The sequence below is a fragment of the Rhodococcus sp. ENV425 genome, from assembly GCF_002887785.1.
GTDB lineage: Bacteria > Actinomycetota > Actinomycetes > Mycobacteriales > Mycobacteriaceae > Rhodococcus > Rhodococcus aetherivorans.
In genome coordinates this window covers 1-18,196 of sequence record NZ_PCZU01000120.1, presented here as the reverse complement: position 1 = coordinate 18,196, position 18,196 = coordinate 1, and the positions used below count along the sequence as shown (strand labels likewise).

20 protein-coding genes and 1 pseudogene are annotated in these 18,196 nt (G+C 71.9%); 9 read left to right on the top strand and 12 right to left on the bottom strand.

Translation table 11 applies throughout. From position 1 onward, the window contains the following. Positions 1 to 82 precede the first annotated feature (82 nt). Positions 83 to 370, top strand: coding sequence for a hypothetical protein (locus tag CQZ88_RS09310; RefSeq protein ID WP_006936091.1), 288 nt, complete (start codon positions 83 to 85; stop codon positions 368 to 370). Positions 371 to 447: 77 nt separating this feature from the next. Here the strand turns inward: CQZ88_RS09310 and CQZ88_RS30745 are convergent, their stop codons facing one another. From CQZ88_RS30745 to bla, 5 genes and pseudogenes are all read right to left on the bottom strand, one after another. Then, complete coding sequence (locus CQZ88_RS30745) at positions 448 to 801, bottom strand: FKBP-type peptidyl-prolyl cis-trans isomerase (protein WP_373867492.1); 354 nt, start codon at positions 799 to 801, stop codon at positions 448 to 450. Positions 802 to 822: 21 nt separating this feature from the next. Beyond that, positions 823 to 1,173: pseudogene (locus tag CQZ88_RS30740) on the bottom strand (FKBP-type peptidyl-prolyl cis-trans isomerase); the annotation flags it as partial. A gap of 26 nt (positions 1,174 to 1,199) precedes the next feature. Next, positions 1,200 to 2,498, bottom strand: a complete 1,299-nt coding sequence (locus CQZ88_RS09300; protein WP_037200579.1) for a citrate synthase — start codon at positions 2,496 to 2,498, stop codon at positions 1,200 to 1,202. Positions 2,499 to 2,771: 273 nt separating this feature from the next. Further along, a complete protein-coding gene (locus CQZ88_RS09295) occupies positions 2,772 to 3,710 on the bottom strand; it encodes an aldose 1-epimerase family protein (RefSeq protein ID WP_006936095.1) in 939 nt (312 codons plus the stop codon). Positions 3,711 to 3,734: 24 nt separating this feature from the next. Next, positions 3,735 to 4,655 carry a class A beta-lactamase gene (gene bla / locus CQZ88_RS09290; RefSeq protein ID WP_102799650.1) on the bottom strand — a complete coding sequence of 307 codons (921 nt, stop codon included), beginning with the start codon at positions 4,653 to 4,655 and terminating at the stop codon, positions 3,735 to 3,737. A gap of 198 nt (positions 4,656 to 4,853) precedes the next feature. Here bla and CQZ88_RS09285 point away from each other — a divergent pair, with 198 nt between their 5' ends. The 3 genes from CQZ88_RS09285 to CQZ88_RS09275 are packed head-to-tail and all read left to right on the top strand — an operon-like array spanning position 4,854 to position 7,565. After that, on the top strand, positions 4,854 to 5,729 hold the full coding sequence (locus CQZ88_RS09285) for a LysR family transcriptional regulator (RefSeq protein WP_102799635.1): 876 nt from the start codon (positions 4,854 to 4,856) through the stop codon (positions 5,727 to 5,729). Next, positions 5,726 to 6,625: a serine hydrolase gene (locus tag CQZ88_RS09280; RefSeq protein WP_006936115.1), complete on the top strand. Its 900-nt coding sequence runs from the start codon at positions 5,726 to 5,728 to the stop codon at positions 6,623 to 6,625. Before CQZ88_RS09285 ends, CQZ88_RS09280 begins: the two co-directional genes overlap by 4 nt. 22 nt (positions 6,626 to 6,647) lie before the next feature. After that, positions 6,648 to 7,565 carry an MBL fold metallo-hydrolase gene (locus tag CQZ88_RS09275; protein WP_102799634.1) on the top strand — a complete coding sequence of 306 codons (918 nt, stop codon included), beginning with the start codon at positions 6,648 to 6,650 and terminating at the stop codon, positions 7,563 to 7,565. 4 nt (positions 7,566 to 7,569) lie between these two features. Here the strand turns inward: CQZ88_RS09275 and CQZ88_RS09270 are convergent, their stop codons facing one another. Both CQZ88_RS09270 and pdxH read right to left on the bottom strand, forming a co-directional pair. Continuing rightward, positions 7,570 to 8,838: an MFS transporter gene (locus CQZ88_RS09270; protein WP_006936119.1), complete on the bottom strand. Its 1,269-nt coding sequence runs from the start codon at positions 8,836 to 8,838 to the stop codon at positions 7,570 to 7,572. Beyond that, positions 8,835 to 9,488, bottom strand: coding sequence for a pyridoxamine 5'-phosphate oxidase (gene pdxH, locus CQZ88_RS09265; RefSeq protein WP_029541828.1), 654 nt, complete (start codon positions 9,486 to 9,488; stop codon positions 8,835 to 8,837). Before pdxH ends, CQZ88_RS09270 begins: the two co-directional genes overlap by 4 nt. A gap of 245 nt (positions 9,489 to 9,733) precedes the next feature. Here pdxH and CQZ88_RS09260 point away from each other — a divergent pair, with 245 nt between their 5' ends. The 4 genes from CQZ88_RS09260 (at position 9,734) to CQZ88_RS09245 (ending at position 13,996) form a co-directional block, all read left to right on the top strand. Next, a complete protein-coding gene (locus CQZ88_RS09260; RefSeq protein WP_006936122.1) occupies positions 9,734 to 10,861 on the top strand; it encodes a citrate synthase 2 in 1,128 nt (375 codons plus the stop codon). Between the two features lie 115 nt (positions 10,862 to 10,976). After that, positions 10,977 to 12,098, top strand: coding sequence for a phosphoserine transaminase (serC, locus tag CQZ88_RS09255; protein WP_029541824.1), 1,122 nt, complete (start codon positions 10,977 to 10,979; stop codon positions 12,096 to 12,098). Positions 12,099 to 12,343: 245 nt separating this feature from the next. Further along, the gene (gene sepH / locus CQZ88_RS09250) at positions 12,344 to 13,231 is read left to right on the top strand and encodes a septation protein SepH (RefSeq protein ID WP_174824772.1); all 888 of its coding nucleotides are present in this window, start codon (positions 12,344 to 12,346) and stop codon (positions 13,229 to 13,231) included. Between the two features lie 15 nt (positions 13,232 to 13,246). Further along, the gene (locus tag CQZ88_RS09245) at positions 13,247 to 13,996 is read left to right on the top strand and encodes a hypothetical protein (protein ID WP_102799633.1); all 750 of its coding nucleotides are present in this window, start codon (positions 13,247 to 13,249) and stop codon (positions 13,994 to 13,996) included. Positions 13,997 to 14,037: 41 nt separating this feature from the next. On the opposite strand, the gene CQZ88_RS09240 is transcribed toward CQZ88_RS09245, so the two are convergent. From CQZ88_RS09240 to CQZ88_RS09225, 4 genes are all read right to left on the bottom strand, one after another. Then, entirely contained in the window at positions 14,038 to 14,319 is a 282-nt protein-coding gene (locus CQZ88_RS09240; protein ID WP_006936132.1) for a DUF2537 domain-containing protein, read from the bottom strand. Beyond that, positions 14,316 to 15,122: an RNA methyltransferase gene (locus tag CQZ88_RS09235; RefSeq protein ID WP_102799632.1), complete on the bottom strand. Its 807-nt coding sequence runs from the start codon at positions 15,120 to 15,122 to the stop codon at positions 14,316 to 14,318. Before CQZ88_RS09235 ends, CQZ88_RS09240 begins: the two co-directional genes overlap by 4 nt. Before the next feature lie 105 nt (positions 15,123 to 15,227). After that, the gene (locus CQZ88_RS09230) at positions 15,228 to 15,659 is read right to left on the bottom strand and encodes a MarR family winged helix-turn-helix transcriptional regulator (protein ID WP_029541818.1); all 432 of its coding nucleotides are present in this window, start codon (positions 15,657 to 15,659) and stop codon (positions 15,228 to 15,230) included. A gap of 43 nt (positions 15,660 to 15,702) precedes the next feature. Further along, on the bottom strand, positions 15,703 to 17,187 hold the full coding sequence (locus CQZ88_RS09225) for an NCS2 family permease (protein ID WP_102799631.1): 1,485 nt from the start codon (positions 17,185 to 17,187) through the stop codon (positions 15,703 to 15,705). A gap of 75 nt (positions 17,188 to 17,262) precedes the next feature. Here CQZ88_RS09225 and CQZ88_RS09220 point away from each other — a divergent pair, with 75 nt between their 5' ends. Then, on the top strand, positions 17,263 to 17,511 hold the full coding sequence (locus tag CQZ88_RS09220; protein ID WP_006936145.1) for a DUF2530 domain-containing protein: 249 nt from the start codon (positions 17,263 to 17,265) through the stop codon (positions 17,509 to 17,511). A 37-nt stretch (positions 17,512 to 17,548) separates the two neighbouring features. Here the strand turns inward: CQZ88_RS09220 and CQZ88_RS09215 are convergent, their stop codons facing one another. After that, positions 17,549 to 18,088 (bottom strand): phosphatase PAP2 family protein, encoded by a 540-nt coding sequence (locus CQZ88_RS09215; protein ID WP_006936149.1) that lies wholly within the window; start codon positions 18,086 to 18,088, stop codon positions 17,549 to 17,551. Positions 18,089 to 18,196: the final 108 nt, after the last annotated feature.

The window sequence follows — 18,196 nt, the reverse complement described above, 5'->3', positions numbered from 1 at the left end:
TCCACCCCTCGGGTCACTACGACGCGGGACGGGGCGGGCGCAGGATCGTAGGCAGCCCCTCCACCGATCCCAGGAGATCCGAATGTCGAAGAGCCGCAAGCTGATCGTCACCGCCGCGCTGATCGTCCTGCCGGCCCTCGGCGGTGCCGGGACCGCAGCCGCGTCCTCGGACCACCGCGACGACCACGACCGCCGCGACCGTCACGACCGCGGTTGCGCCATCACGCATTTCGACAGGAACGGCAACTTCCAGCGCACCGAGTTCCGCAACCACGGCTCCCGGTTCGACGGGCGGATCTGCCGCAGCGACGACCAGTGGCACTTCCTCGACAGCGGCGACATCGCCCCCACCCCCTTCGTCCGGCACTGACTCCCGCGGGAATCCCCCGCATGCGACGGAGCCCCGCATCGCGACAGGCGATGCGGGGCTCCGGCCGTGGGCGGGACCTACTCGGTGCCGAGGAGGTCGATGACGAAGACCAGGGTCTTGCCGCCGAGCGGGTGCCCGGACCCGGCCGGGCCGTAGGCGAGCTGCGGGGGCACCGTCAGCTTGCGGCGACCGCCGATCTTCATGCCGGGGATGCCCTCCTGCCAGCCGGGGATGAGCCGGCCGAGCGGGAACTTGACGGACTCGCCGCGGGCGAACGAGGAGTCGAACACCTCGTTCGTGTCGTACTCGACGCCGTGGTAGTGCACGTCGACGACCGACCCGGGCTGCGCCTCGGTCCCGTCCCCGACGGTGATGTCCTCGATCACGAGCTCGGCGGGAGCCGGGCCGGTCGCCGGCTCGATCTCCGGCACCTCGGGCTTGGCCTCCACCCCGAGCAGGTCGATGACGAAGACCAGGGTCTTGCCGGCGAGACGGTGACCCGAGCCGGCCGGGCCGTACGCCATCTCCGGCGGGATCGTCAGCTGCCGGCGGCCACCGACGCGCATGCCGGGGATGCCCTCCTGCCAGCCGGCGATCAGGCCGCTGAGCGGGAAGGTGATGGATTCGCCGCGGCTCCACGACGAATCGAACTCCTCGCCGGAGTCGAACTCGACGCCGACGTAGTGGACCTCGACCTTGGCTCCGGGCGTCGCCTCGGCGCCCTCGCCGACGGTGAGGTCCTTGACCACCAGGCCGGTCGGGGCGGGACCCTCCTGGAACTCGATCTCGGGCTTGCTGCTCATGTATCGGTCTTCCGGTAGGGGACGGGTCAGCGTGCGTCGATGCTGTTGTAGTCGCGCTCGGTGTAACCGGTGTAGATCTGCCGCGGGCGGCCGATCTTCAGCGTCGGGTCGGAGTGCATCTCGCGCCAGTGCGCGATCCAGCCCGGCAGGCGGCCGAGTGCGAACAGCACCGTGAACATGCGGGTCGGGAAGCCCATCGCCCGGTAGATCAGACCGGTGTAGAAGTCGACGTTCGGGTACAGCTTGCGCTCGATGAAGTAGTCGTCGGTGAGCGCGGCATCCTCGAGGGCCTGCGCGATCTGCAGCAGGTCGTCGTCGCCGCCCAGCTTGGCGAGCAGGCTGTCGGCGGTCTTCTTCACGATCGCCGCCCGCGGATCGTAGTTGCGGTAGACGCGGTGTCCGAAGCCCATGAGCTTGACGCCGTCTTCCTTGTTCTTGACCTTGCGGACGAACTCCTTGACGTCGCCCCCGCTGGTCTTGATCTCGTTGAGCATCTCGAGCACGGCCTGGTTGGCGCCACCGTGCAGCGGGCCCCACAGCGCGTTGATGCCGCCGGAGATCGAGGTGAACAGGTTGGCGTCGGAGGAACCGACGAGCCGCACCGTGGAGGTCGAGCAATTCTGCTCGTGGTCGGCATGCAGGATCAGCAGCATGTCGAGGGCCTGGGCGATCTCGGGATCGACCTGGTACGGCTCCGCCGGGAAGCCGAAGGTCATGCGCAGGAAGTTCTCGACCAGGTTCAGCGAGTTGTCCGGGTACAGGAACGGCTGACCGACGGACTTCTTGTAGGCGTAGGCCGCGATGGTCGGCAGCTTGGCCATCAGCCGGATGGTGGACAGCTCCACCTGCTCCGGGTCGTCGGGATCGAGCGCGTCCTGGTAGTACGCCGACAGGGCGTTGACGGCGCTGGAGACGACGGGCATCGGGTGCGCGTTGCGCGGGAAGCCGTCGAAGAAGCGCTTGAGATCCTCGTGCAGCAGCGTGTGCCGGCGGATCTTGTCGGTGAAGACCTCGAGCTGCTCCGCGGTGGGCAGCTCACCGTAGATCAGCAGGTAGCTGACCTCGATGAACGTGGACTTTTCCGCCAGCTGCTCGATGGGGTATCCGCGGTACCGCAGGATGCCCTTCTCCCCGTCGATGAAGGTGATGGCCGACGTGGTGGAGGCGGTGTTGACGAAACCGGGGTCAAGGGTGGTGTACCCGGTCTCCGCAAGGAGCTTGCCCAGCTCGATGCCGTCGTTGCCTTCCGTCGCCTTGGCGATAGACATTGTGTGCTCGCCACCGGGGTAGCTGAGGGTGGGTCGGGTGTCATTCTCAGCGGGCACGAAGGATCCCTCTCAAGCTCAGATCAACGCGATTCTTCCGAACATTCACGTAGAACCTAGCCCTTGCGCAGGCCATGTGCCCAGGGAGGGTCCGTCGAAGGTCCCGGATCGCGCCGGATCGGCGGTGTGCCACGACGGCACCGAAACCGTCGGTCGTGCCCCCCGCAACGGCGCTCACCTGCGTCGATATTGCATATCACGTTCCCTGCGCCGTCGCGGTGAGCGCCCGTCGGCGTGTCCGCACCGCCGGTGCACCGGCGGTGCGGGAACCGGTCAGGCGGCCGGCAGGGCGGTCAGGCCCCACCGGCCCGTCCACGTCTCCCCGGGCTGCAGCACGACGAGATCGATGCCGAGATTGAAGGCGTCCGGCGGACACGTCATCGGCTCGAGCGCCAGGGCCCGCCCCCGCCCCGGATATTCGAGCTCGGGGACGGCACCGGCGGTGAACACCTGCAGCCAGGCGAACTCGCGCCCGGCCCACAGTTGCACGCCCCTGCCGTCCGGGCCCCGCAGGTCGTGCCGGGCCCGGCCGTCCACGTCCACGTCCAGCGCGCTGTAGGGGGCCTCGAGCTCGACCCCGCGCAGCGGCCGCGGCGCGGTGAAGTCGAACTCGGTGCCCTCGACCGGCTGGGAGTACGCGTTCGGCAGTCCGCGCCCGGGGTCGAGCGGCAGCCGGGTGCCGGCGGCCAGGCGCAGCGTGCACTCGTCGAGCGGGGCGTCGCCCGCACGCACGTAGGGATGCACCCCGAGCCCGAACGGCGAGTGGTAGCCGCCCACGTTGGTGGCGGTGTGCGTGACGGTGAGCCCGTCGTCGCCCACCTCGTGGGTCGCGGTGAGCCGCAGCTGGTACGGCCACCCCTTGTGCAGCCCCACATCCAGCGCCTGCTCGATGCGAGAATCGTTGTGGGAAACCAAAACCCAGTCTCGATGCCAGGCGAACCCGTGCACCGCGTTGCCGCGTTCGGGTTCGGTGAGCGCGAGCTGATGCTCGATGCCGTCGAAGTAGAAGTGCCCGTCCCGGATGCGGTTCGGCCACGGGGCGAGCACCGTGCCGGAGCGCAGCGGGGGCCGCTCGTTCTCCGGCCAGCTCTCCGTCAGCCGGTACGGCCCGGTCGCCGATTCGTGCTCGAGCACCCGCAGGGCCGCCCCCGAGCTGGAGACCTCCGCGCGGTACCCGCCCCCTCGGATCCGGTAGTTCTTCGGATCGGACATGGGCCCAGTGTCCCGCGGACGGACTCAGCGGGTCAGGGATTCGACGATCACGGCTGTGGCCTCGGCGATCGCGGCGTTGTCGTGCGCGGCGTCCGGCAACCCGGTGACCGAGTCGCTGAGGAGCACGAGCACGAGCGGCGAACCGTCCGGGGACCACAGCACCCCGGCGTCGTTCACGGTGCCGTACCGGCCGGCCCCGGATTTGTCGGCCGCGGTCCAGCCGGCCGGCAGCCCCGCCCGGATGCGCTGCCCGGAGGTGACACTCGCCCGCATCCAGCCCATCAGGGTCTGCTGTCCCGCCGCGGGCAGGCCGGACCCGAGCAGCAGCTCCCGGTAGCCGCGCGCGAGACCGGACGCGGTGGAGGTGTCGCGCACGTCGCCGGGCTCGGCGCTGTTGAGCTCGGGCTCCCAGCGGTCGAGGGTCGTGGCGGTGTCGCCGAGCGACCGGGCGAAGGCGGTCACGGCGGTGGGCCCGCCCAGCCGCCGCAGCAGGAGGTTGCCGGCGGTGTTGTCGCTGCGGGTCAGGGCGGCGTCGCACAGTTGCGCCAGCGTCAGGGTCCGGCCCTGCGCCTCGGAGGTGACGGGCGAGTTCTCGACGATGTCCGCAGGATCGACCGGAACCGTGTCGTCGAGCCGCAGACTGCCCTGCGATTCGAGCCGCAGGATCGCGGCGGCCGCGTACACCTTGAACGTCGAGCACATCGCGAACCGGTCGTCGGCCCGGCGGGCGTACGTCAGCCCGCGCCCCGGATCGTGGGCGAGCACGCCGAGCCGGACCCGGCGACGCTCCTCGAGGTCGGCGAGCACCGCGTCGAGCCGGGCGAACCGAGCGCCGGCCTCCGGCCCCGGCGGCGGCACCGTCGCCTCGGTGCGCGCCCCGCACGCCGCGGCGGCGGAGAGCGCCGAGGCCGCCAGCGCGGAGACGAGGAACCGGCGGCGGGTCAGCGGAGAGGAATGGTCGCGTCGAAGTGGAGTCACCGCCGCACAACAGCATCGCGGCCGTGGCGGACGCCAATACCGAACGCCGCCACCATCGAGTCGGCTGCGCTATCGCCGCAGGTGGCCGGGCCGGATTCGACGGCGAGACGGGGGCCGGTTCGCCGTCGCGACTGCCGGCCCGGATCCCGCTGGTTCAATGACGCCATGGACCTGATCCGCCATCTCCGCTTCTTCGTCTCCGTGGCGGACGAGCGGCATTTCGGCAGGGCGGCGGCCGCACTCGACATGACCCAGCCGCCGCTGTCCCAGGGACTGCGGCGGCTCGAGCAGCACCTCGGCGTCGAGCTGATCCACCGCGCCCGCCACGGTGCGGTGCTCCCCCCCGCCGGCGTGCAACTCCTGCCGCGCGCCCGTCTGCTCGTCGACGACGCCGAGCGCTTCCTCGCCGAGTCGGAGCGGATCGCGCACACGCGCGGCACCGTGCACTGGGGCGCGGCCGCGGCCCTCCCGGACCGGCTGGTGACCGCGTGTGTGACGGCGCTGCGCGGGGCGGTCGGTGCGGACGGCGCCGTATCCACCACCGTCGGCACGACCGTCGACCTCGTCGCGGACGTGCGGTCGGGCCTGTGCGACGTCGCGGTGATCGAGCATCCGGCCCTCGTCGACGGTGTCGAGCCGGGACCCGTCGTCAGGCTGCCGCGCTGGGTGGTCGTGCCGTCGGATCATCGCAGCGCCGGCGCCGAGCGCCCCACCTTCCCGATGCTTGCCGGGCTGACGTTCGCCGCCCCGCCCCGTGCCGCCAACCTGCCCGCGTTCGACGCCGTCCGCGACCTGCTGCGCGAGCGCGGCCTGGACGCGACGATCACGACCGCCCGCGACGATCGCGCGCTGCTCGCCGCCGTCGCCGCCGGCGCGAGCTTCGGGCTCACCACCACGCCCCCCACCGCGACGCCCGGGGTGGCGTGGCTGCGGATGGCGCCGGAGGCGGTCGCGCTACGGGTCCGAGTCGTCCGTCGCCCGGGGGCCGACGCGCACGCGGACGCGCTGGACCGGGTCCTGTACCGGGAGCGGCTGAGATGAGGAGCGCCGAGGACAGGATCCGCGACGTGTTCGCCGACGCCGGCTGCACCGGCTGGGTGCACGCCCGCCGGTGCGACGACTCGGCCGACGAGGTGACGGTGGGCGGTCGCGAGCGGGTGGTCACCGCGTCGGTGTACAAGCTGCCGCTGTTCGTCGCGTTCTGCCGATGCGTCGACGCCGGGCTGGTCGATCCCACCGCGCCGCTGACCGTGACACCCGCCGAGTGCACCCCCGGCCCGACGGGCATCGCCGTGCTGCACGACCCGGTGACCATGAGCCGGCGCGACCTGGCGACATCGATGATGACGGTGTCCGACAACGCCGCCGCCGACGTGCTGCTCGGCGAGATCGGTATGGGCCCGCTCGACGGCCTGCTCGACCACCTGGGACTGACACAGACGAAGATCGTCGGCGGCACCGCCGACCTGCACCGGAGTCTGGTGTGCGACACCGACACCCACACCACCGCCGAGGCGTTCGCGGCGCTCGCGGACAACGACGAGGCGTGGACGGTGTCCGCGTACGACCCGGCGTACACGAGCGCGACCACGCCCGAGGAGATGACCCGGTTCCTGCGGGAGGTGTGGGCGGGGCGGGTGCTGTCCGCGGAGCAGACCGAGTTCGTCCGCGCCGTCATGCGCCGGCAGATCTGGCCGCACCGCATCGCGTCCGCGTTCCCACACCGCGGCGTGTCGGTGGCGGGCAAGACCGGCACCGTCGGCGTGATCCGCAACGAGGTCGCCGTCGTCGAGTTCCCGCACGAACAGCCCGTCGCGGTGGCGGTCTTCACCCGGGCCGCGCGCGTGGACCCGGTACTGCCGGTCGTCGACGCCGCGATCGCCGAGGCCGCCCGCATCGCGGTCACCGAGCTGCGTCGTCCGGCGCCGCACGAGTGATTCCCGCGCCTACGATGACCGGATGCGACTGCGCCTCGGCCGCCCGGACCTCGCCGCCTACGCCGACCGGTTCGACGTCCCCGCAGCGACGGCGGCGGCCCGCCCGGCCGTGACGTTCCTCGGCGTTTCCACCCTGCTCGTCGACGACGGCACCGACGCGCTGCTCACCGACGGCTTCTTCACCCGGCCGGGCCTCGGCGCCGTCGCGCTGGGCCGGCTCGCACCCGACCCGGCCCGGATCGACGCGTGCCTGGCCCGCGCCGGCGCGATCCGGCTCGCGGCCGTGCTGCCCGTTCACAGCCACTTCGATCACGTGCTCGATTCCGCGGTCGTCGCCGAGCGGACGGGTGCGGTGCTCGTCGGCGGCGAGTCCACCGCGAACGTCGGGCGCGGGCACGGCCTTCCACCGGAGCGGATCGTCGTCGCCACCCCCGGTGAGCCGCTGCGGTTCGGCGGGTTCACCGTCACGCTCGTCGCGTCGGAGCACTGTCCGCCCGACCGGTACCCGGGCACGATCGACGCGCCCGTGGTCCCGCCCGCACGGGCTGCGGCGTATCGGTGCGGCGAGGCGTGGTCGACGTTCGTCGCGCACGCCGACGGCCGTACCCTGCTGATCCAGGGCAGTGCTGGATTCCGGCCCCAGGCGCTGGCCGGCCGGCGCGCCGACGTCGTCTATCTCGGCGTCGGTCAACTCGGCGTGCAGAGCGAGGAGTACATCCGCACCTACTGGGCGGAGACCGTCGGCACGGTCGGCGCGCGGCGGGCGGTGCTCGTGCACTGGGACGACTTCTTCCGCCCGCTCGACCGGCCGCTGCGCGCGCTGCCCTACGCCGGCGACGATCTCGACGTCACCATGCGGGTCCTCGGCGGGCTCGCCGAACGCGACGGCGTACGCCTGCACCTGCCGCAGGTGTGGCGGCGCGAGGATCCCTGGAGGTAACCGATCAGCGGATCGTGCGGTCGACCCGGTACCGCACGAACGCGGGGAAGGCGAGCACGCACACCAGCACACCGACCACGACGAGCACTCCGCCGCCCGCCGCGGCGATCGCGGTGCCCACCAGCGCGGCCGCGCCGCCGTGCAGGACGTCGCCGATGCGGGGTCCGCCGGCGACGACGACGATGAACACGCCCTGCAGCCGGCCGCGCATCTCGTCGGTGGCGACGGACTGCAGCATCGTCGAGCGGAACGCCGCCGAGACCATGTCGACCGCGCCGCCGAACGCCAGGAACGCCAGCGCGATCCACAGCCACACCGCGGTGCCGCCCGGTTCGGCCGCGCCCACCGCGACGCCGAAGCCGATCATCGCCAGGCCCCAGGCGACGATGCACACGATCACCGCCAGGCCCTGCCGGCGCACCCGCGGCAACCACCCCGAGAACACGCCGCCGAGCACCGCGCCGACCGACATCGCCGCGAACAGCAGGCCGAGCGCGAGCCCGCCCTGCGCGGGATCCCCGAACGAATCGTGGGCGATCTGCGGGAACAGTGCCCGCGGCATGCCGAACACCATCGCGACGATGTCGACGACGAACGAGGCGAGCAGGATCTTCTGTGTGGACAGGTAGCGGAACCCGTCGAGCACCTCGCGCAGGCCCGCCCGCCGGGCCTGCCCGGTCGGCGGGATCGGCGGCAGCGCGAGCACCGCCCACAGCGTCGCGAGCAGCGCGACGGTGTCGATCAGGTACAGGGTGGGCAGGCCGAGCACGGGGATCAGGGCGCCCGCGAGCAGCGGCCCGGCGATGGCGCCGAACTGCATCACCGTCATGTTCAACGAATTGGCCGCCGCCAGTTGGCCCTTCGGGATGAGTCGCGGGATCACGGCGCCGCGCGTCGGCTGGTTGACCGCGAAGCAGGCCTGCTGCAGCGACAGCAGCACCAGCACCAGCCACACGTTCCCGAGGCCCGCGGCGGCCTGCGCCCACAGCAGCAGCGACGTCACCCCCATGCCCACGGTGGTGAGCGTGAGCAACCGGCGCCGGTCCATCACGTCGGCCAGGGCCCCGCCCCACAGCCCGAACACCACGAGCGGCACGAGGGCGAACACGCCGGTCAGGCCCACGTACGCGGAGTTGCGGGTGATCTCGTAGATCTGTTGCGGCACGGCGACCACGCTGAGCTGGGCACCGATGACCGTGACGATGCCGGCGGTCCACAACCGGCGGTAGTCGCGATTCTCGAGCGGTGTGGTGTCGGCGAGCAGTCGCCTCACGGCTGCAGACGCTCGGTGATCCACCGCCCGTCGACCAGCCGGGTCCGGACCCGGTTGTGCAGGCGGTTGGGGCGGCCCTGCCAGAACTCGGCCGACTCGGGACGGATCCGCAGCCCACCCCAGTGCGGCGGCACCGGGATCTCGGCGTCCATGCCGTAGCGCTCCGCGACCTCGATGAGGGCGTGCTCGAGCGCGGCCCGCGACTCGATCGGCCGGGACTGCTGCGACGCCCACGCGCCGAGTCGGGAGCCGCGGGGCCGGGAGTGCCAGTACTCGGTGGTCTCGTGCTCGCCGACCCGCTCGACGGGTCCGCGCACGGTGACCTGGCGGAAGATCGGGATCCAGGTGAACGTGGCCGACGCGTAGGGCGTCGCGGCGAGCTGCCGGCCCTTGTCGGAGTCGTAGTTGGTGAAGAAGGTGACCCCGTCCGCGTCGACGCCCTTGCACAGCACGGTGCGGGTGACGGGCCGCCCGTGCTCGTCGACGGTGCCGAGCACCATCGCGTTCGGCTCGGGCAGCCCGGCCGCGGCGGCGTCGACGAGCCAGCGGCGCAGCAGCGGCAGCCACCCGTCGGCGAGCCACTCGGGCTCGAGATCCTCGTCGGCGGCGGAGGCGCCCTGCGGGCCGGCGGGGGTGTAGTCGACACGCATCGAGGCCAGGTCGGCGTGCTCGGCCGCACCCGGAGGCAGTCCCTCGGCGCTCTCGGCGCCGGGCTGTGGATCGGTGGACACGATGCTCGACGCTACTCCTGGGTATCCCATCGCTGAGCGTCCAGTCCGGGGGACTACAGTCGCACCGACGAACGGAGTGGGGCGCCGATCACATCCGCCGAGTCCCGCTTCACCGGCAGTGCTGCCCGGACCGGGTTGCACCGAACGAGGAGAGCCCAACCGTCATGGCATCGCGCGCGTCTGTACCCGAGGATTTCGTCGCCGGCCTCGAAGGCGTGGTCGCCTTCACCAGTGATATCGCCGAACCCGACAAGGACGGCGGTTCGCTGCGCTACCGCGGCGTCGACATCGAGGACCTCGTCACGCGTGGGGTGACGTTCGGGGACGTGTGGGCGCTGCTGGTCGACGGGAAGTTCGGCCAGGGCCTGCCCCCGGCCGAGCCGTTCCCGCTGCCGATCCACACCGGCGACGTCCGCGTCGACGTCCAGGCCGGCCTCGCGATGCTCGCCCCGATCTGGGGCTTCGAGCCGCTCCTCGACATCGACGACGCCACCGCCCGCGAGAATCTCGCCCGCGCCGCCGTGATGGCACTGTCCTACGTCGCGCAGTCCGCGCGCGGCATCTACCAGCCCGCCGTGCCGCAGAAGCGCATCGACGAGGCCGCGACCGTCACCGAGCGGTTCATGGTGCGGTGGAAGGGTGAGCCCGACCCGGCGCACGTCGCCGCGATCGACGCGTACTGGGTCTCGGCGGCCGAGCACGGCATGAACGCCTCCACCTTCACCGCCCGCGTCATCGCCTCCACCGGCGCCGACGTCGCCGCCGCGCTGTCCGGTGCGGTCGGCGCGATGTCCGGCCCGCTGCACGGCGGCGCCCCCGCCCGCGTGCTGCCGATGATCGAGGAGACCGAGCGCACCGGCGATGCCCGCGCGCTGGTCAAGGGCATCCTCGACCGCAAGGACAAGCTGATGGGCTTCGGCCACCGCGTCTACCGCGCCGAGGACCCGCGGGCGCGGGTGCTGCGCGACACCGCCAAGCGGCTGAACGCCCCGCGCTACGAGGTCGCCGCGGCGCTCGAACAGGCCGCCCTCGCCGAGCTGCGCGAGCGTCGCCCCGATCGCGCCATCGAGACCAACGTCGAGTTCTGGGCCGCGGTGATCCTCGACTTCGCCGAGGTTCCGGCCGCGATGATGCCGGCGATGTTCACCTGCGGCCGCACCGCCGGCTGGTGCGCGCACATCCTCGAGCAGAAGCGCCTGGGCAAGCTGGTGCGCCCGGCCGCGATCTACACCGGCCCGGACCCGCGCAGCCCCGAGAGCGTCGAGGGCTGGGACTCCATCACCCACAACTGACCCGCCGAGCCGGGCGGACGGCCCCTGCGCCGGGCGCCCGTCCGTCCGGCCGCCCGGCGGGGGCCGTCTAGACTACCGGTGCACTCGTTCCTCGACGTTTAGGACACGCATACCGATGGCTGACGCTACACCGATCATTCCCGCCGACCTCAAGCCCGCAGACGGCCGCTTCGGCTGCGGCCCCTCCAAGGTTCGCCCCGAGCAGCTGCAGTCCCTGGTCGAGGTCGGTGCCTCGGTGTTCGGTACCAGCCACCGGCAGAAGCCCGTCAAGGACGTCGTCGCCCGCATCCGCTCGGGTCTGCGCGAGCTGTTCTCCCTGCCCGACGGTTACGAGGTGGTGCTGGGTAACGGCGGCACCACCGCGTTCTGGGACGCGGCCGCGTTCGGCCTGATCCGCGAGAAGTCGCAGCACTTCACCTACGGCGAGTTCTCGTCGAAGTTCGCCACGGTCGCCAAGAAGAACCCGTTGATCGGTGACCCGATCGTCGTGGACAGCGCGCCGGGCACCGCACCGGAGATCGTCGCCGACGGATCGGCCGACCTCATCGGCTGGGCCCACAACGAGACCTCGACCGGTGTCGCGGTGCCCGTCACCCGCCCGGCCGGCTCCGGGAACGCCCTCATCGCCATCGACGCGACGTCCGGTGCCGGCGGTCTGCCCGTCGCCGCGGAGGACTTCGACGTCTACTACTTCGCGCCGCAGAAGTGCTTCGCCGCCGACGGCGGCCTGTGGATCGCGCTGATGAGCCCGGCCGCGCTCGAGCGGGTGGACGAGATCAAGGCCTCGGGCCGCTTCACCCCCGAGTTCCTGTCGCTGCCGATCGCCGTCGACAACAGCACCAAGGATCAGACGTACAACACCCCGGCGGTGGGCACGCTGCTGCTGCTGGCCGACCAGATCGAATGGATGAACGGCAACGGCGGCCTGGAGTGGACCACCGCCCGCACCAAGGACTCGTCGTCGCGGCTGTACGAGTGGGCCGAGGCCTCCGAGTACGCCACCCCGTTCGTCGCCGATCCGGCGCTGCGCTCGCAGGTGGTCGGCACCGTCGACTTCGCCGACTCGGTGGATGCCGCGAAGGTCGCAAAGATCCTGCGCGCCAACGGGATCGTCGACACCGAGCCGTACCGCAAGCTGGGCCGCAACCAGCTGCGCATCGGCATGTTCCCGGCCATCGACCCCGAGGACGTCACCCAGCTGACCAAGTGCGTCGACTGGGTGGTCTCGCAGATGTAGGGCGGTAGCGCAACCGTTCGGGGCGGGGTCGGATCCGGGTCGGGTCCGGCCCCGCTCGCCGTCTCCCGCGCCCCCCAAACTCTCGACGAGTAGTAGAGACTTTCGGGGAAACCTTGGACAATAGCGCCACGTCGACGGATTCGTGCCACAGGGTCCCCCGGCGTGTCGGCGTGTCCTGCTCCGCAGGGGTCACGAGTCCGTTACAGTCGGGCGGGTCAATCGCGATTCCCCGCGAGGAGGTCATGGTGCGAGAGCTTCGAGTGGTCGGCCTCGAGCCCGACGGAACGCACGTCGTGCTTGCCGATCCCGAAAACGGCGACAGATTCCGCATCCCGATCGACGACACGCTCCGCGCCGCCTCCCGCGGTGACCTCGCCCGCCTCGGGCAGATCCAGATCGAGACCACCAGCCAGCTGCGCCCCCGCGAGATCCAGGCCCGCATCCGCTCCGGCGCGTCCGTCGAGCAGGTCGCCGAGGAGGCCGGGATCCCGCTCGCGAAGGTGGAGCGGTTCGCCTACCCGGTGCTGCTCGAACGCTCCCGCGCGGCCGAGATGGCCCAGCAGGGACATCCGGTGCGCCCGGACGGCCCGGCCGTGCACACCCTCGCCGAGATCGTCGCCCAGGCGTTCCGGGCGCGAGGGCACAGCATCGACGCCGCCACGTGGGACGCGTGGCGCGACGACGAGGGCCACTGGGTGGCTCAGCTGCAGTGGGCCGCCGGCCGGTCCACCAACACCGCGCACTGGCGCTACCAGCCCGATGCGCACGGCGGCACGATCCTCCCGCTCGACGACACCGCCACCGAGCTGATCGACCCGGACTGCGGGCGGCCGCTGCGCTGCCTCACGCCGGTGTACACGGCGCGCGACGTCGACGACAGCGGAGACAACGACGGGCCCGACCGGGAGGACGTCGTCGCCGAGGCGATCACCCTCGATCCGCCACCCGCGGTGATCGACGCGGAGGTCGAGGAGGTCCGGCCCATGGCGGCGGGCCTGCCCGAGCCCGACGCGGAGGAGGACCGGCCGAAGCTGGCGCCGCAGCAGAGCCCGGGCAAGGACAAGCGGGGCAAGCCCGCCCTCCCCTCGTGGGACGACGTGCTGCTCGGCGTGCGCAGCAACGGGCGCGTCTGAGGTTCGGGCCCACCGATGGTGGCGGCGGCCGTGTCGACCATCTGGTACGTCGACGCCCCCGACCCCGGTGCGGTGCTGCGCGCCGCGCGGGCCGACCGGAAGACGGCCCACGCACTCGTCGGGCGGCTGCACCCCGGGATGTCGTCCGAGCCGCTGGACCGGGTGCCGCTCGCGCAGGCCGCGGCCGGCGACCCCGGCCGGGTCTACGTGGGCAGCTTCCCCGGGGTGACGGTGGTGTGCAGCCCGGACCTCGCGGCCACGCGTCCGTCGCAGCTACCCGAAAGCTGGAGGCGCACCGTCGCTTCCGAGAACACCTACCTCGTCGTGTCGGACCCCACCGGGGCCCGCGGCGCCGTCGGGGCCTGGCGGCGCGGCATGCTGCGACGGGCGTTCGACGCCACGCCCGTCGACATCGCCGAGGACGACGGCCTGCCGTTCGTGTGGGAGCGGCCGTTCTGGGGTGGGGAGTTCCCCATCCGCTGGCCGCTGGACGTGCTGCCCGATCCGCAGGCGCTGCCGTTCCACCCCCGCCGGTTCGCCGAGGCCGCCAACGCCGCGTGGCTCGGGTTCCGCTACACGGGCCGCGCCGGCGGCGAGCTCGACCCCCACGAGATCGAGGTGTGGGGCTTCGAGGTGTACCGCGAGGGCGAGCGACCGCCCACCGCACGCGACGAGCCGGCCCGCCCGCCCGCGCGACGGTGGTGGTGGCCGCGACGGACCTCCGCACGCGGTCGCGCGCTGTCCGGTCACCCGCACGCCGAATAGCCGGCGGGTCCGTCCGGTGTCGCGCGCGGCTGCGGAGCCGCTCAGAACGTCGTCACGCCGAGCAGCACGATCCAGCCGACCGGAACTCCGGCCGCGACACCTGCGACGATCCACCGCCACAGCGGCACCCGCCGCCACCACCACAGGGTCGGGGCGATCCCGGCCGCGGCGACGAGGTTGACGATCACCGCGAGCAGGGGGTGCACGCGCCCGAGCTCGAGCCCGAACGCGACGATCGTGACGACGGTGACGACGAGGGCGAAGCCCGTCAGCGTCAGCCCCGTCGACCACGGCGTCGACGGGGCGCGCAGGGGTGCGGTCACCGCGGGAGCCGTACCCGCTCGTAGAACGCCATCGCCGCGGCCGTGGCGACGTTGAGCGAGTCGGTGCCCGGCGCCATCGGAATGCGTGCCCGCACGTCCGTCGCGCGCATCGCGTGCTCGGTCAGCCCCGGGCCCTCGGCGCCGAGGAGCAGGGCGACCTTCTCCCCCGTCAGGGCCTCGGCCAGCGGCACGGCCTCGGGATTCGGCGTGAGCGAGATGAGCTGGAAGTCCCGCGCCCGCAACCGGTCCAGGTCGTACGGCCACCGCTCGACGTGCGCGAACGGAACCCGCAGCACGTGCCCCATCGACACCCGCCCCGCCCGCCGGTACAGCGGGTCGGCGCAGCCCTTGCCGAACAGGACGGCATCGACGCCCAGGCCGGCGGCGTTGCGGAACATCGAGCCGAGGTTCTCGTGGTCGTTCACGCCCTCGAGCACCGCGACGGTGGTGGCCTTCTCGAGGACGTCGTCGAGGTCGAGCGCCGGCGGCCGGTGCGCCGCGGCGAGCACCCCGCGGTTGAGATGGAAGCCGACGACCTCGGCCATCACCTCGGCCGAGGTGCGGTAGAACGGCACGTCGACGTCGCGCAGGTCGTCGGCGAGTTCACCGAGACGGCGATCCACCCCGAGCAGGCCGCCCGGCGCGAACCGCGAATCGAGCATCCGCTGCACGACGAGCACGCCCTCCGCGATCACCAGGCCCTTGCCCGCGGGCAGGTCCGGCCGGCGATCCGACGAGTTGAGGTCTCGGAAGTCGTCCAGCCGGGGGTCGGCGGGATCCTCGATGTCGATGACGTGAACCACGCCGTCGATTCTCCCAGGTCGCACCGGAGTCTCGTCGGCGGGTTCTCGCTCCGCGCTACCCCGTGCCGTCCGGGCGCAGACTCGTCCCTACGGGCCCGGACCGGCTCACTCCGCTTCGCTGACCAGCTTGTTGATGATGCCCACGGCGTCCTGCAACGTGGCGAGGTGGTCCTCGTCCAGCGTGGCCAGCCGTTCGGTCAGCCACGCCTCGCGGGCCTGCTGCTCGTCGACCAGCAGTGCCAGGCCCGCATCCGAGAGCGAGACGATGACCTGCCGGCCGTCCGTGGGATGCGGAGTCCGCTCGACGAGCCCGAGCTCGTCGAGCGATGCGATCACCCGCGTCATGGACGGCGGCTGAACCTTCTCGCGCGCGGCCAGCGCGCCGGGGGTCATCGCTCCCTCCTGCCTCAGCGTGGTCATTGCCGACAGCTGAGTCAGGGAAACCCGGGAATCGGAGCGCCGCCCCCGCAAATGGCGCGTCAGGCGCACAACTGCCAACGAGAGGTCGCCGGCGAGCGTGCGATGTTCCGATGTCATGGCGTGCACAATACGGGACCGACCGGACACATCGCGCCGTGTGTCAGGTGAGCAGTTCGGTGATCGGGTCCACCGCGAAATAGGCGACGAACAAGCCCGCCACCACCCACAGCAGCGGGTGCACCGCCCGCGCCTTCCCGGCCGCCGCGTGCAGGACCACCCACGTGATGAAGCCGACGCCGATCCCGTTGGCGATCGAGTACGTGAACGGCATGACGACGATCGTGAGGAACGCCGGCAACGCGACGGCGAACTGCGTGAAGTCGATGTCGCGGACCTGCCCGATCATCAGGGCACCCACCACCACGAGGGCCGGGGCGGCGGCCTCGACGGGCACCATCTCGTAGAGCGGGGTGAGGAACATCGCGGCGAGGAACAGCACGCCGGTCACCACGTTCGCCAGGCCGGTGCGCGCACCCTCGGCGATGCCGGAGGCGGACTCGACGAACACCGTGTTCGACGACGCGGATCCCACGCCGCCGGCGATGGCCCCGGTGCCCTCGACGACGAGGGCACGGCCGATACCGGGCAGGTTGCCGTCCTTGTCGGCGAGACCGGCCTCCTTACCGAGGCCGGTCATCGTGCCCATCGCGTCGAAGAAGTTGGCGAGGACGAGGGTGAACACGAGCAGCGTCGCGGCGATCACGCCGATCCGGGTGAACGCGCCGAAGAGGTCGACGTTGCCCACCAGGCTCAGATCCGGCACGCCGGCCACCGTGTCCGGCACCTCCGGCGTGCTCAGATTCCAGCCCTTCGGGTTGGTGCCCTGCGACGGCCCGACCCCGGCGACCGCCTCGACGATCGCGGCGACCACCGTGGTCACGACGATGCCGATCAGCAGCCCGCCGGGCACCCGGCGCACGATGAGCACACCCATGAGCAGCACACCGAACACGAACACGGCGGTCGGCCACGACGCGATCGAGCCGTCGATGCCCAGCCCGACGGGGACGGTGGTGCCGGCCGCGTCCGGCAGGCGGCGCACGAATCCGGCGTCGACCATGCCGATCAGGGCGATGAACGCGCCGATGCCGGCCGCGATGGCCGCCTTCAGCTCGGGCGGGATCGCGTTGAACACGGCGGTGCGGAAGCCCGTGAGGGCGAGGACCACGATGATGATGCCGTCGATCACCACGAGGCCCATCGCTTCGGGCCAGGTGACCTGGGGTGCGATGGTGACCGCCAGCAGGGTGTTGATACCCAGGCCGGCCGCGATGGCGAACGGATAGTTGGCGACGACGCCGAAGACGATGCTCATCAGTCCGGCCACCAGCGCGGTGACGGCGGCGACCTGGTTGATGGGCAGAATGTTGCCGAGCACGTCGACCTTGGCCGAGGCGTCGTCCGGGGAGAAGCTGCCCAGGATCAGCGGATTGAGCACCACGATGTAGGCCATCGCGACGAACGTGACGACGCCGCCGCGCACCTCCCGCGAGACCGTCGATCCCCGTTCGGTGATCTTGAAGTAGGTGTCGAGGAACGAGGTGCCGACCGCCGTGTCGGACTTCCGCTCTGAGGATTGGGCCATATCGACTTCCGCTCTGGGATGGGGGCTGCGTCGCAACGGGAGATTATTGCAATCGGGCTGGACTAGCCTGAAATCGTGAACGACGCGCAAACGGTTGCCGAGCGGACACGGCGCCTCGCCGATCCCCGTCCCGCGCTGGCGATCGGCACGGCACTGTGGACGGTGGCGACGATCGTCGTACTTGCCACGGGCGACCGGTGGCCGGCCGCCCTGCCCGTGTGCGTAGCGGGAATCATCGTGGGGCTCTTGGGATTCGCCGTCTACCTCGTGCAGCGCCGGGCCGCCCGGCTGGGTCGGCGCGGCGCGCAGGTCGGACTGGACTGACGAGCGGGTCCCACGCCGCCCGGCCCCACGGCCGCGGTCACAGCCGGGCCCGCACCCGCGTGATCAACCCCACCCACAGCAGCGCCCACAACGACCCCAGCAGCCACCCGGCGACGACGTCGGTCAGCCAGTGGGCCGCGAGATAGACCCGCGAGAGCCCGACCGCGAGCGTGTAGGCGCCCAGGGCGCAGTACGCCACGAGCGCCCGGCGGCTGCCGGGCGGCGACTGCCGGGCGATCACGACGGCGAGCACCGTCGCCAGCATCGCGGTCATCATGGCGTGCCCGGAGGGGAACGAGTGGGTGGTCAGCTCGACGAGGCGCGCGGGCTGCGGCGGGCGCTCCCGCCCGAACTGCAGCTTGAGCAGGCTCATCAACGGCCAGCCCGTCAGGATCGTCGCGGACAGGAGCAGCGCATCGTCGCGACGGCCCGCGCGCAGCATGAGCATCGTCAGCGCCGTCGTGACCACGGCGACGGCGACGGTACCGCCGGTGTGGGTGACGGCGGTGACGACGGCGGTCAGCGCGGGTTCGCGGAGCTCCACCACGCCGTCGAGGGTCGTCGTGTCGATGCTCATCGTGGCTCCGGCGGCGAGAGCGCCGCGACGGCGGCGGCCAGTCCCGGGCCGGTGCAGTGCGTCGTACCGCTCTCGTCGACCCACCACGAGACGTCGCGCTCGCCGGTG

Coding starts and splice junctions, on each gene's coding strand:
- CQZ88_RS09225 (WP_102799631.1), bottom strand. CDS start 17,187: ATGGCCCAATCCTCAGAGCGGAAGTCCGACACGGCGGTCGGCACCTCG.
- CQZ88_RS09245 (WP_102799633.1), top strand. CDS start 13,247: ATGGTGGCGGCGGCCGTGTCGACCATCTGGTACGTCGACGCCCCCGAC.
- serC (WP_029541824.1), top strand. CDS start 10,977: ATGGCTGACGCTACACCGATCATTCCCGCCGACCTCAAGCCCGCAGAC.
- CQZ88_RS09295 (WP_006936095.1), bottom strand. CDS start 3,710: ATGTCCGATCCGAAGAACTACCGGATCCGAGGGGGCGGGTACCGCGCG.
- CQZ88_RS09280 (WP_006936115.1), top strand. CDS start 5,726: ATGAGGAGCGCCGAGGACAGGATCCGCGACGTGTTCGCCGACGCCGGC.
- CQZ88_RS09230 (WP_029541818.1), bottom strand. CDS start 15,659: ATGACATCGGAACATCGCACGCTCGCCGGCGACCTCTCGTTGGCAGTT.
- CQZ88_RS09310 (WP_006936091.1), top strand. CDS start 83: ATGTCGAAGAGCCGCAAGCTGATCGTCACCGCCGCGCTGATCGTCCTG.
- CQZ88_RS09260 (WP_006936122.1), top strand. CDS start 9,734: ATGGCATCGCGCGCGTCTGTACCCGAGGATTTCGTCGCCGGCCTCGAA.
- CQZ88_RS09275 (WP_102799634.1), top strand. CDS start 6,648: ATGCGACTGCGCCTCGGCCGCCCGGACCTCGCCGCCTACGCCGACCGG.
- CQZ88_RS09285 (WP_102799635.1), top strand. CDS start 4,854: ATGGACCTGATCCGCCATCTCCGCTTCTTCGTCTCCGTGGCGGACGAG.
- pdxH (WP_029541828.1), bottom strand. CDS start 9,488: ATGCGTGTCGACTACACCCCCGCCGGCCCGCAGGGCGCCTCCGCCGCC.
- CQZ88_RS09215 (WP_006936149.1), bottom strand. CDS start 18,088: ATGAGCATCGACACGACGACCCTCGACGGCGTGGTGGAGCTCCGCGAA.